Here is a 12,295-nt window from a genome sequence, read left to right on the forward strand (position 1 = left end):
GCTTTAAGTCGGGGAGTTTTTCCATTCCTTGATCTAATGTCTATCTCGTCTTCTTGTCAAGGGGGTTGAGCAATTACGAAAAAACAAGGGCAATGCCACATTCTGCCTAATCCGTGCAACCGGATTCGAGAGAAGAAGTTCCGGCATTGAAGGGGTGGTCGTACCCATTCAAAGACAGAAGCGTTCGGACACTTCTGAGGAATTAAATATGCGACTTCTAGCTCCCGCTTTCATACAGCAAACGACAACGCGGTTAGGATATTCCAAGTTCCTGAAACCATTGATTATAGTTCGTTTTTTCCCTAGTCCCTAGTATGAGCTCCCCTAGTCCCTAGCTATACTTCGGGCGAGCGGCGCGATCGCGCGGATTACAGGGCTGGATATTATTTCTGCGCTGGCTGTTGGGAGGCAAAGTTTAAGTTTTTGTCAAGGATGCTGGGTTAATCGAGAGAACATTCTTTTTTGGCAATCGGTCTGATACAGGCGATCGCGCGCGGGACGGAAAAACTATTTCTGTAAAAATAAAAGTCGCGCACGCTAATAATTCTAACCAAGAGTGGCAGTGAAGGAGAAATTATTAACTTTGCGACAGTGAATAAGAAATCAGCTTTTAGGTAGAATTCGATCGAGCTTGGCAGTTGATAGGTTAGAGACATAGAAATGAAACCGAAAAAAGCAAACTCAAACTCTGTTTGGCTTATGTTGACAGTTATGCCACAAAGTCACACTCTTTCAAACCACAGCCGACTTTTACCGCCGGCAAAGTATCAAACCGTGTTAGACTGTTTTTTGGCAGATTTTCAAAAGTCGCTAAATGCTTTAGCCCGCGCTTGGAACAAGTATCAGCCCAACGATTCGCTCTCAAACGACAGAAAACAAGACTTAGATTGGCTTGAAACGACGCTGCAAGAGTACAAGATTTCCATCCACACTTCAACTAGCAGGCAAGAGTTTTGGAAAGGTTGCAGGGATGGAAAAAAAAGCAGGAGAACAATTTCAGACGTTGGCTCGCCAAACGTCGCACAAACCTTACTCAACGCGACCGCGAATCCGAAAATCCCTCAAATCTACGATCTGGGGTTCCATGTTGGATGGCGGTACGCTCGCCTCAAAGACTACTTGTTGCGAATCAGAAAGCAGCGAAAGTTGGAAGAATCCAAGCAGCTTCAAGATTATCAACAGTTTTTAAGTTTTATCCGCCAAAAGGCTGAGTCAGAAGATATGGACTCGTTCGTAAGCTTTGGGTGGAGGCGGGAGAGAAATCCAGGGCAATGAGAGATAAACGCAGTAAAATCTTGGCGGTTGATGATACGACTGACAACTTATTTATTATGCAGGCTATCCTCTCCGAAGAAGGCTACTGCGTCAGTACAAGTTCTAGCGGACTTGATGCTTTAGCTTTAGTTGAGGAGTCGCCCCCAGATTTACTCCTGTTGGATGTAATGATGCCAGAAGTAGACGGTTACGAAGTGACTTACAGAATTCGCTCAAATCCTCAACTTCCCTTTATCCCCATCCTGTTAATTGCGGCTGACAACTCAACAACCATAGCAGATGGACTCGACTTGGGGGCTGACGATTTCGTTTGCAAGCCCATCCAAGTAAATGAGTTGCTGGCTCGCGTCCGTAGCCTCCTCCGGCTCAAACATAGTATAGATGCCATGCAGGAAGTGACAAAGGCGCGAGAGGATTTTGTGGCTCGTCTTACCCACGACTTGCGGATTCCCCTAGTCGGCGCTGATAGAATGCTGACCCTACTCCAAAGAGGGAAATTTGGTGAACTGCCCGTTCAAGCGGTAGAGGCGATCGCAACCATCGGCAGCAGTAACCAAAATTTGCTTTCGTTGGTCAATACTTTACTGGAAGTTCACCGATTTGAATCTGGTTGCAAAACTCTGGTGCGCGCCCCCTTTGACCTCAAAAAACTGGTCAAAGAAGTCGTTAAGGAACAGGAGGCTGTGGCTATTGATAAAGGACTTGTCCTAACTTTCGACGACTCTGACCCGCAACCACTAAGGATTGAAGGCGATCGCCTCGAACTCCGCCGAGTCATCACCAACTTAGTGGGAAATGCCATTAAATTCACCGATTTTGGTTGTGTGAAAATCGTTGTTCGTCCAGATGCCAAGTCGGTAAATATTACCGTGGAAGACACCGGCCCCGGCATCAGAGCCTCAGAACAAGCTTCGCTGTTTGAACGATTCCGCCCCGGAAACCATGCTAGAGCAGGTTGCGGCCTGGGGCTGCACTTGTCTCACCGGATTGTAGAAGCCCACTCTGGCAGTATTGACGTGGCATCAACAGTGGGTCTAGGCAGCACATTTACTGTACGTCTCCCTATCTCGCTCTAAAAATCTTGTTTGGATACAAAAGAGCGCATACGTTCTATTTTGGGCACACTCGTGCCACTGAATTACAATTGTCCTTTTTTTGAATAAACCAACCATGAATAAAATTAGCGTTGCCTTAATTGAAGACCACCACCTGACAAGGGCTGGAATCAAAGCAGCTTTAGAAGACTGCGAAGAACTCGAATTTATCGGAGAGGCAGCTAACGGTCTGCAAGGGATAACTTTACTGGAGAAAACCCGGCCTGATGTAGCGATCGTTGATATCGGACTACCGGGGTTGGTAGATGGGATTGAATTGACAAAAAGATTCAAAGAATACGTACAAACTTCCAAAGCCCCAAGCGTAGATAACCAACCGAAAGTGTTGATTTTGACGATGCAGGATAACGAGGAATCAGTGCTGGCAGCTTTTGCAGCGGGAGCCGACTCTTACTGCATGAAAGATGTCAGTTTTGAAAAATTAGTGGAAGCTGTTGTTGAGACAAATGCTGGCGAAAACTGGATCGATTCTTCAATTGCTAGAATCGTTTTGGCTCGCATGAATAACCCTTTCAAGGAAGCTGTTAACAAAGCCCCCATTTCCACTGTGTCAATCAATGGAGTTGAGCCAGAGTACAGTCAGTTGTTAATGGCAAACCCTTTAACAGAACGAGAAAAAGAGGTTATAGCGCTGATTGTCGAAGGTTGCAGTAATGAGGAAATTTGCAAGCAGCTATACATTTCCCTCGGTACTGTGAAAACTCATGTGCGTAATATCCTTAATAAGCTGTCTTGCGACGATCGCACTCAAGCTGCTGTCAGAGCCCTTCGCGCGGGTTTAGTTGACTAAATCCGTTTCAAGAGCAACCGCTTGGTGGATAATACAACAGAGACGTTCCGAGCAATCTAAGCTATCTATAGCAATCCTTGCAGGAGTCGTAAAAATTTTACCCCACCCCGACCCTCCCCGATGCCTTGGGGAGGGAGTAAGAAATTCACAAATGATTTAGGATTGCTATAGACCAGGGTCGCGATTAGAGGAGGTGCAGTGCCAGTTAATGCCGACAAACCACACTTGTGGAAACCCGATATTGCCCTGTCGGTAGACTTCTATAACAATTGGTTCATGCAGTTCGCTCCAAAAGCCTACCGCGACACTCGCATTGCTACAACTCAACAAGTTGAATCCGCCTTAGCAGAGACAGCCAATCTGACCAACATCACGTCCGCATTATTGCGACAGCATCCAGAGGTTTTGCCCATTTTACGCATGGCGGCAGCGCCGCCAATTGCGCGCGATCGCCTGATCGGTTTAGCAGGAGTGTCGCCCAACCTGGTCAAAAATATGGAAGAGAAACAACGAATTCCGCCCCGGGCAGACATTGCAACTCTGGATGCTGAACTAACAAAAATCAGTCAAATTATTGCACGGCTACTTGACAAAGATATTTTTCCTTGGCTAGGAAGCGGACAGCAGCCAATGGAGACTGAAGTTCAAAGAGCAGCGACAATTGTTGCCGATCGCCTTTGCGGTGCTATTTCTGACCCGATCGTTCGTAACGCTCAAGAACGAAGGCAGCTTGCTATGATTAAGCAATGGTTGGAACAGCGCGATTATTCCTATGTTAGAGGAGGAGCCGGATTAAGTTTTGAAACCATGCAGCCTGGGACTTTCTCGTTTCGGCTCAATATCCCGGTACTTTTACAGTCCGGCAGCAAACAAATTAATATCCCTATTGACGTTGTGATCGCGCCAATTAATTCGAGTCCTGGTGAATTCCCGTTACTGATTGAAGCGAAATCTGCCGGTGACTATACCAATCCCAATAAGCGACGCAAGGAAGAAGCTATTAAAATGACTCAATTGAGGAGTAGCTACGGCAATAACGTGCGTTTTATTTTGTTTCTTTGCGGTTACTTTGACAGTGGCTATTTGGGTTACGAAGCGGCCGAAGGAATTGATTGGGTTTGGGAACATCGGATTGAGGATTTGGGGCTGTTCGGGATATGAATGTAACTGCGAAAACTGAATTGGCACGAATGTTGCGGCAATCGCAACTGGATGGAGCTAGAACTCAGGCTCAGCGAAATAAGCTAGGTCAGTTTGCTACGCCTCCTGTATTGGCAGCAGATATCCTCAAATATGCTTCAATGCTGTTGCCGTCAGACATTAAGATTCGTTTTCTCGACCCGGCTTTTGGTACAGGTTCTTTTTACTCGGCATTATTGCAGCAATTTCCGCGATCGCAGATTGTTAAAGCAGTCGGCTATGAAATTGACCCCCATTACGGGAACGAAGCGATTAAGCTTTGGAGTGACACTTCGCTACATCTAAATATCGCTGACTTTACCCAGGCAACACCCCCTGACTCTGACGACGCAAAAGCTAACTTAGTAATTTGCAATCCCCCCTATGTCCGGCACCATCATTTGAACCGAATTGAAAAGCTGCGGCTGCAACAGCTAGCACAGCAAATAGCGGGAGTCAAACTCAGTCAGTTGGCTAGTCTTTACTGCCATTTCTTGTGCATTGCGGATGCGAGTATGGCTGTTGGCGGCTTAGCGGGGTGGCTGATTCCCAGTGGATTTATGGATGTGAATTACGGACGGCAAATTAAAGATTACTTGCTAAATCGCGTTACCCTACTGCGAATTCACTGTTTCGATGCTGCTGACGCGCAGTTTGAAGATGCACTCTGTACGTCAGCAGTGGTTTGGTTTAAGAAAGCTTTGCCACCTGCTAATCATGCTGTTGAGTTTACCTATGGAGGGAGTTTGACAGCATCTAAAATGTCGCTGATAATGTCGGTGGAGTCGCTACGCAGTGCAGCTAAGTGGACTAAGTTTGGGCTGATGTCTGGTAGTGTGAATTCTCAAGAGCAGCCGTTGAAACTTAAGGACTTATTCACTATTAAACGGGGGTTGGCGACGGGAGCGAACAATTTTTTTGTGTTGACACCAGAGCAAGTTTCTGCATACCAATTGCCCCTTGAATTTCTCAAGCCAGTTTTGCCTAGTCCCCGGCTCTTATCAGTTGATGAGATTGAGGGCGATCGCTTGGGAAATCCGATTATCGATCGTCGGCTATTCTTACTATCGTGCGATTTGCCCCCTTTGGAGGTGAAAGCTAAGTATCCGTTGCTTTGGGAATATTTGCAGATGGGAGTAAGGCAGGGAATTAGCGATCGCTACCTGTGTAAGCATCGTACTCCCTGGTATTCGCAGGAAAAGCGTCCCCCTTCCCCGTTCCTCTGCACCTATATGGGCCGTCAGGATACTGGTAGAGGTAGACCTTTTCGATTTATCTTGAATCATTCAATGGCGACGGCTACCAATGTTTACTTGATGTTGTATCCTAAACCTGCTCTTGCCAAAGTGCTTTTAGAGAAGCCAGAATTGCTTAAGGAGGTGTGGCAGGCGCTCGATCGCATTTCTGATGAGGCACTGATGGGTGAGGGGCGTGTATATGGGGGTGGATTGCATAAGCTAGAGCCAAGGGAATTGGGTAATGCTCTAGCTGAAAGGATTCTTGAGCTTTTACCCGACTCAGGAATTACTTACTTCATTAATAAACGATAAATAGTTTTGTTTAACAAATTCTTTCAAACTTTCTGGAGGACGAGTACGGGGAGCAAAGATAACCATTGCATTTTTCACCCCACACTCTATTCGTTTCTTAGGCTTAATTGAAAACCTGGGCAACAAACTTGTAATAGATTCCCATATAGCTTCACACTGCTTTACAAAAAACCAAAAAACGTACTTGCCACGGACCATAGCCCACGAACGGTCATGGCTACGAATTTCATTTTCTGCATCTGTAATCTTATAGTCTTCACAAATATCACAACCAATTTGTTTAGCTGCTTCTTGCAGTAAAATATTTCGCTCAATAGGAACAAGTTTTGCTTGAGAGAACGAGAAAATCTTAGCAAGCTCTAGATTATTCAAATTTGGCTTATCACCTAATCGTTTCCACAGTAGGATCTGCCCCATTAGGGGCATAATCGCTTCAAAAAATATATTCTCATTCTCCCGAAGAATCTGTTTTATAGATTCCTCCTCTTCTAGTGTCAGTTGTGTAATCTGATAAATGTCAGAAAGCACCCCCATAAGTATTTGGTCTTTTAAAATAGAATTTTCTATCGAGTAACCATCTGTTATGTATATATTAGTTTCTAACTGTTGTGGTGGATTTAGGAAATCTTGCAAGTCTCGATCAATGAAGAAGCAAATTCTATTCTTAGAGTAATCAATCCAGTTGAAGCTTTGGAAAGAGCGTAATACTTTGTCCTTATTTCCAGATGGAATTAATTTAACTGACCATCCTTCAGGTAGCTGAGTTTCTATTAAGCACCTATAGAAAGCTGGATCATCTTTACCTTCAACAAATCCATAAACACACTGGGCATCTTTTTTATACATCAATAGAAAGTTATGATATGCCTCGTCAACCTCATTAAGGGCTTTATTGTGTACCTCCAGCATTGAGGGCTTTATATTGGTCATAGCGACGTAAACTCCCCTAGAGAGTGAGCGTAAGGCTTTAGCTCGTTATCATAGATAAAGGGTGAATGAGTAACGGCTACTAGACCTGCACAAAAATCTCCTTTTTGTATATCAACGAGGAATCGTTTTTGCCAAGGAACCGAGAGCGATAGTTCTGGTTCATCAATTAACACAAAGTAGCGTGACTGTCCTGAAAGGTATAGATGGCTAAATAATGAAACTATTTGCTTCTCTCCAGAGGATAAATCGCTTAGTTGAACTGACTCTCCAGCATGATATTCAAACTTTGGGCGTATGTAAAACTTAAAAGAAGTGCTATCGTAGACGAACTCCTTATCCAAAATGTACTCTGAACAAATTTTGCAGAAAGTCGCTATTTTGGACTCTTCAGCTTGTAATGATTTCTGGAAATCAAGAATTTTGAGAAAATAGTGACCAATAATTTGCTCTCGCTCAGAGGGATTATCTTTTTTTCCTCTAGCTTCTTGGATTTCTTTAAACCATTCATCACGTTGATTCTGACCTACAATAGACTCATTCACACGATCAAGAACAGATTTGATTTCACGATCAGACAAATTGTCGAGTTGTTGTTGAATATCCTCCCTTCGGTACGCTGAAGATACTATGTCACCAAAATGTCTAAGAGTTAATATATCAAGATTTTTGCTTTGAAATTCCTTTAATCTATTACATTCTTCCTCTATAGAAACCTCAACGTCTTGCATACCAAACTCTACAAGTTCAATATAAGCTTTGTCGCGCTTCGATTTTGATGGTCGCATCTTTTGACGACGCAGATCATCAGGATCAAGCCAGTCAACTACGCTTGCAAGTTCTTGCTCAATTCGGCGGTATGTCGGTAAATAAATAACTTGAGCATCAATTTGCTTAATAATATCCTGTAGGGTTTGATTGACTTTTTCTGTAAATGTATTATCTTCGTCATCGAAAAAATTGAGTTGTTCGAGAAGATAACCGACTGGGATACCATACGATCTAGCAATTTTTTCAATACTTTCCTGTGTTCTGAGAGCTTCATTAGATTCGCTGATTTCTATCAGAATTCTTTGCCGTAAAGAGGAAGATAATTTGCGTAAGGATCTCTTATTAATTTTGTCCATCCAAGCGCTAATATCAGAATGAGAGATTTCTATTTCTTTTTCATCTATAGTTAAAATAGCAGATTCAAAGCGAAAAAGGCTTAGTGAGCGCCAACGCCCTGCTAAGAGATTGAATAATATGCGAAGGAAAGTGGTTTTGCCAGATCCATTTTCACCAACAAGAATCAAAGTGTTATCTCTGATCCGAGCATCAATAGATTTTTTGGTTTGGTATAGTCCCTTTATTTGTATTCTCTCAAGGTTTGCACTCATTTTAAAATTAATGCCTCTCTATCGTATATAAAGTGCAAGTGTTCAATCCCTAAATTTACGCTTTTCCACAGGTTCCACCCAAATCGTACAAAATCCTGAATTAGCTGGTCTTCCCGCCACTTCCAAAGTCACCCCCAGACGCTTGACATCCTTCTTACACTCTAAATTAGTCAGACTATCCGAATTCCACTTCATCAAATTCTGAGCAAACTTCCCCTCCCCGCTAGTCGCCCACCGCAAAGCCTCCGCCTGCTCCTGAGTCAAATGAACCGGTTCCCCCGGCGCAAACCCTCCTTGCGACCAAAGTAAACCCATCCATCCCATCAAAGCACCTATACCCAAAGTCGTCAACAGAATACCCGCCGCAACCACCAAAGAACGCGCAGAAGTCGCCACCCTCCTCAATTCCGTCTGACGCACCAGAGAATTCACAGCCTCAGCAATTTGCCCCTCTTGCTTCTCAACCGCCACTCGCTCGTAACTTGCCAAAGTCTTATTAATCCGCCCCACCCACCGATCGAACGCTAACTCAAAATCTTCCGGTTTCGGACTCTCTTGAATCAACACTTCCAAGCGGCCAGTCGCCAACAAAATCAGAAAAATCGGGTCAGTTGGCTCAATTTTCCCCTTAAAAGCCAACTCCAAAACTTTGCGCCGATACTCCTCAGATTGCCCCTCTAAAGCAATATCCAGCAAAGATTTAGTATCAACAGCACCATAACTCACGGCAACATCCCCGTAGTTTCAAACGCTTCGTAAGCTGACAACATAAACGACTTAATTCGCTGCCGGCCCAACACCCCAAGTTCCTGACTATTCCTGGCCAAATCAAAAGTTATTCCCTGAGCATCTATCGCATTCCTTTCCCGCGAATAAAACTTAGGAAAATCAATCACCTTCACCTCATACTTTTTAATCGCATTCTGCACTTCCTCCATCTCTTCCACCGAACTCCAATCATCCTCCAATCCCAAATTACGGACAAGGACGTGAGCAATCTTATTATCAAAATGCTTAACTGACTTTAAAAAGAGTTGCACGCTATCGTAGCCCCCCGTACAAATAAACCACTTGCAAAAACTAATACGAGACTGCTTCCCCAACTCAATTAAATTATTCCTTCCCATCCACTTAGTTACCAAAGGATAAACCTGAGCCGGTAAATTGACAATTACGCTCTTCTCAAACACCAATTCAAAAATCCGATCCGCTTCGTAAAACTTCTTTTCATCCTCGCTAAACAGAGCTTCACGGCATACGCTCTCATAGATTCGAGATACATCAGGATTAGAGCGATCGGTATCTACGGCAAAAAATGGAAAATTATTGTCCAAAAAATACTGAATCAAAACCCTAGCAAATAAGCTCTTGCCAACCCCGCCTTTCTCTCCATCAATCAGATGAATTTTAGTAGCAGGTTTTTCAACCTTCTCTAACCCGCACTCTTTGAAACCATTCGAGTTTTCTATCGCTGTATCCATACCTGAATCTCCTCCTTCATCTACCTGTTTAACCACAGAATCTGTTAGTTGCACTTGATATTTCGAGTTTCTACTTCTACTTGCCATGTCAAACTGTCCTATTTCAGGTTAATTTCCTAACACAAATACACTTATTTCTGCTTTGTATGGATAGCTAATCACTGCCCAACCAGCAAGAAAATGTGCCTAATATCTAACTAAATTCGCAAATACAATACAATGACTAGCATTCCTGTATTTGCAGAGGTAATTATGGTCAAATTCCGCTCAATAATTGAATCTCATTCATGCGAATCCTGAATCATCAAAATCCTCGCCACCCTCTAATTCAAAGAAGTCATCCGCAGTCAATCCGCTACGAGTGGAATGGTTAAGAGGCGTCAAGCTTTCCACACCGTAAAGCAGAGAACAGTCTGCCTCCTCAATACCAGCAGGTACTTCTCGCGAAGATGGTATTTGGGAAATAGGCATTCCCCCTATATTAGTAGGAGGATATTCAATCCCGCCTCGCTCGCGCAAATAGAGAGCGTGCTTTTCCAGAGCATAGACGGCATTTCTAAATAACCGCCCTAAAATAACTGGATCGATATTCTCTTTTTCCAGATATGCTAGCGGCAGCCAGTAAGGTCGCAGAGATTGGAGAATCATTTCTCTCGAAGGCAGCAATAAATTGCCTTTAATATAGGACATCAAAACTCCATCATCAGTAGATTTTAAAGGCTGATAGCGCCACAAAAAATCCACCCTTTCTTTTTCCTTAGCCACGACCAACTATCTCCTGTAAAACGGAACCTTTTGACCCACAAACAGCGGATTCTGTGACCTGAGAATTGAACTGCTTTTTCAAATTGGCCTTGAAATACGAAAACATCCCATAGACATCATTGAGCCGATTTTCAAACCCTTTCTTTGACAAAATAGGTGGCATAGCAATTTCGGCATTCCAAATAATTGGGAAGCGATCGTAATGTTCGTTTAACTCCTTGCGGAGATAATCAGCCGTCCCACCGCAGAACACCAGTTCATCGCAATCTGGCGGCAAATTCTCATCCAACCAACTGGTCAGACTCCGCGCATACTCAGGCCGCGCCTCTTTGATTGCTGCTATCATCTGCTGCACTTCTTCAGCTCGCCCTTGCTTAGTCGTACTGCGAGCCAACCGCATCAAAGGAGCTGCCTTGAACTCAGCCCCCGCTGCTACAATTGCTGGAGTCAATCGCTCAGCAGTCTGCCCTGAAGTCCTAGCTACCACCCTCTCCACCATGCGGATGAAGCCCAAATCGCTCGTTTTTCCCGGCCTGACATCTCCCCGCTGAGCCACCAGCAGGCTAGCATTGCGGTAGCCAATCATCGCGATCGCGCACACCCGCTCTTTCAAAACAGAGCCGACTTTCTTGTTGTGCATCAGGTAAATGCCACCCCCCTCTGGCTTGCAGTTAAACGCCAACAATTCCACGCTCATCTGACCTGTGGGAGTTTGGTAATCTGCTAAAGCTTCCCGCAGCAACCGCTCGAACCTCCCCCGGTCTTCATATTCCCCCGGTGGCAACAACACGGCGATCGCCGCCGTAAATTTCTCCGGCAAATTCAGCTTTTCCTTAATGGCCCACATCCCAGCCAGAGTTTTGTGCAGCGCCCTCTCGTACTTAAGCTCCGAAAGGCCAGCATTGGCGTGAAACCTCTCTTTCGCCAAATACCCTACTGCCCTGTAATCGTTCCTAAAGGCAACCCAAGCCGTATTCTCAGGCTCGGCTGACCCCAATTGGTCTCTGCCATAAGCCAAAATTGATTCGTGCGGTACAGATACGACCTCCGGTTCCATGCACAGCAGTCGAATTTGATTCTTTGGCCCTGCGTAAAGAATTTTGGTAGCTGACCCCCCGTAATCGCAGGCCGCGATCGCTTGAGGCCAGATGGTTTCGATAGTAGTTTCGCTCATATCGCAGGTCTTCCTAATTGAAGTTTCAAGAGTGGTAAACAAACAGCCCTGTACGGAAAGGACGTGCAGAAATAACCCTTACGCTAAGCCAAGCGTGCCACCTCAAAAGAAGGCTGTAAAACAACAGCTATTCAAGGATTAAAACGCACTTACTACTTATTAACCCCTCCTAAAACCTTCCCTCCCTCAGCCTGTTGTCTGAATCCCAGCATCTACAAAAATCGGACTCACGGCTTAGGCTGGGACAGAGCTTTTGGTAGCAAGCTGTGTCAGAGGTGCGTGCAAACTGCTTTCTCTAACGGGATAGCACCCCGTTAGAGGAGAGCGCTGCTGCCAGCCTGTCGCTGTTCAATGGAAAATTTTCCATTAGACAGACATCTCGAAAAAAGATGTAGAGACAAGGGCGATCGCGTATGCAAGCAAAAGTGGAAGAGCACGCATCATTGATTTTCCCAGATGTCTATTGGAAATTCCCACGCCTGTTAAGTTCAGCCAAATCTGGCTCTGGGCCACAGTGACAATGGAAAATTTTCCATTGGAAATTCCCACGCCTGTTGAATTCAGCCAAACCTGAGTCTAAGCCCTAGAGCGCCAGTCCAGTAAAAGAGCTTGACAAAAAGCAGGAAGTATGTTGTACAAAAAACTCACGGTGAGGCACTC

11 protein-coding genes are annotated in these 12,295 nt (G+C 44.7%); 5 read left to right on the forward strand and 6 right to left on the reverse strand.

Annotated elements, in window-relative coordinates; all coding sequences use genetic code 11:
* Positions 1-660 precede the first annotated feature (660 nt).
* The 5 genes from QUB61_RS34220 to QUB61_RS34240 all read left to right on the forward strand — a co-directional run bounded on the left by QUB61_RS34220 (position 661) and on the right by QUB61_RS34240 (position 5,909).
* A complete protein-coding gene (locus tag QUB61_RS34220) occupies positions 661-1,275 on the forward strand; it encodes a hypothetical protein (protein WP_333135163.1) in 615 nt (204 codons plus the stop codon).
* Positions 1,272-2,351 carry a hybrid sensor histidine kinase/response regulator gene (locus QUB61_RS34225; protein ID WP_333135165.1) on the forward strand — a complete coding sequence of 360 codons (1,080 nt, stop codon included), beginning with the start codon at positions 1,272-1,274 and terminating at the stop codon, positions 2,349-2,351. Before QUB61_RS34220 ends, QUB61_RS34225 begins: the two co-directional genes overlap by 4 nt.
* A gap of 94 nt (positions 2,352-2,445) precedes the next feature.
* The gene (locus QUB61_RS34230) at positions 2,446-3,180 is read left to right on the forward strand and encodes a response regulator transcription factor (protein ID WP_333135167.1); all 735 of its coding nucleotides are present in this window, start codon (positions 2,446-2,448) and stop codon (positions 3,178-3,180) included.
* 198 nt (positions 3,181-3,378) lie between these two features.
* Entirely contained in the window at positions 3,379-4,341 is a 963-nt protein-coding gene (locus tag QUB61_RS34235) for a XamI family restriction endonuclease (protein ID WP_333135169.1), read from the forward strand.
* Positions 4,338-5,909, forward strand: coding sequence for an Eco57I restriction-modification methylase domain-containing protein (locus QUB61_RS34240; RefSeq protein WP_333135171.1), 1,572 nt, complete (start codon positions 4,338-4,340; stop codon positions 5,907-5,909). Before QUB61_RS34235 ends, QUB61_RS34240 begins: the two co-directional genes overlap by 4 nt.
* Here the strand turns inward: QUB61_RS34240 and QUB61_RS34245 are convergent.
* From QUB61_RS34245 to QUB61_RS34270, 6 genes are all read right to left on the reverse strand, one after another.
* Entirely contained in the window at positions 5,877-6,839 is a 963-nt protein-coding gene (locus QUB61_RS34245; protein WP_333135173.1) for a DUF4435 domain-containing protein, read from the reverse strand. The two genes, QUB61_RS34240 and QUB61_RS34245, sit on opposite strands and share 33 nt — an antisense overlap.
* Positions 6,836-8,215 (reverse strand): AAA family ATPase, encoded by a 1,380-nt coding sequence (locus QUB61_RS34250; protein ID WP_333135175.1) that lies wholly within the window; start codon positions 8,213-8,215, stop codon positions 6,836-6,838. The genes QUB61_RS34245 and QUB61_RS34250 overlap by 4 nt, the downstream gene beginning before the upstream one ends.
* A gap of 42 nt (positions 8,216-8,257) precedes the next feature.
* Positions 8,258-8,941 carry a DUF6753 family protein gene (locus tag QUB61_RS34255; RefSeq protein WP_333135177.1) on the reverse strand — a complete coding sequence of 228 codons (684 nt, stop codon included), beginning with the start codon at positions 8,939-8,941 and terminating at the stop codon, positions 8,258-8,260.
* Positions 8,938-9,750 (reverse strand): mobilization protein, encoded by an 813-nt coding sequence (locus tag QUB61_RS34260; protein WP_333135179.1) that lies wholly within the window; start codon positions 9,748-9,750, stop codon positions 8,938-8,940. Before QUB61_RS34260 ends, QUB61_RS34255 begins: the two co-directional genes overlap by 4 nt.
* Positions 9,751-9,981: 231 nt before the next feature.
* Positions 9,982-10,461 (reverse strand): hypothetical protein, encoded by a 480-nt coding sequence (locus QUB61_RS34265; protein ID WP_333135182.1) that lies wholly within the window; start codon positions 10,459-10,461, stop codon positions 9,982-9,984.
* A complete protein-coding gene (locus tag QUB61_RS34270) occupies positions 10,454-11,635 on the reverse strand; it encodes a ParM/StbA family protein (protein WP_333135184.1) in 1,182 nt (393 codons plus the stop codon). Before QUB61_RS34270 ends, QUB61_RS34265 begins: the two co-directional genes overlap by 8 nt.
* Between the last annotated feature and the right edge of the window lie 660 nt (positions 11,636-12,295).

It is taken from the genome of Microcoleus sp. C2D2 (assembly GCF_036702495.1).
Taxonomy (GTDB): Bacteria; Cyanobacteriota; Cyanobacteriia; order Cyanobacteriales; family Microcoleaceae; genus Microcoleus.

What these genes read in the sequence shown, in the direction of transcription:
- QUB61_RS34220 (WP_333135163.1), top strand. Translation starts at nt 661, where the DNA reads ATGAAACCGAAAAAAGCAAACTCAAACTCTGTTTGGCTTATGTTGACA.
- QUB61_RS34225 (WP_333135165.1), top strand. Translation starts at nt 1,272, where the DNA reads ATGAGAGATAAACGCAGTAAAATCTTGGCGGTTGATGATACGACTGAC.
- QUB61_RS34230 (WP_333135167.1), top strand. Translation starts at nt 2,446, where the DNA reads ATGAATAAAATTAGCGTTGCCTTAATTGAAGACCACCACCTGACAAGG.
- QUB61_RS34240 (WP_333135171.1), top strand. Translation starts at nt 4,338, where the DNA reads ATGAATGTAACTGCGAAAACTGAATTGGCACGAATGTTGCGGCAATCG.
- QUB61_RS34245 (WP_333135173.1), bottom strand. Translation starts at nt 6,839, where the DNA reads ATGACCAATATAAAGCCCTCAATGCTGGAGGTACACAATAAAGCCCTT.
- QUB61_RS34250 (WP_333135175.1), bottom strand. Translation starts at nt 8,215, where the DNA reads ATGAGTGCAAACCTTGAGAGAATACAAATAAAGGGACTATACCAAACC.
- QUB61_RS34270 (WP_333135184.1), bottom strand. Translation starts at nt 11,635, where the DNA reads ATGAGCGAAACTACTATCGAAACCATCTGGCCTCAAGCGATCGCGGCC.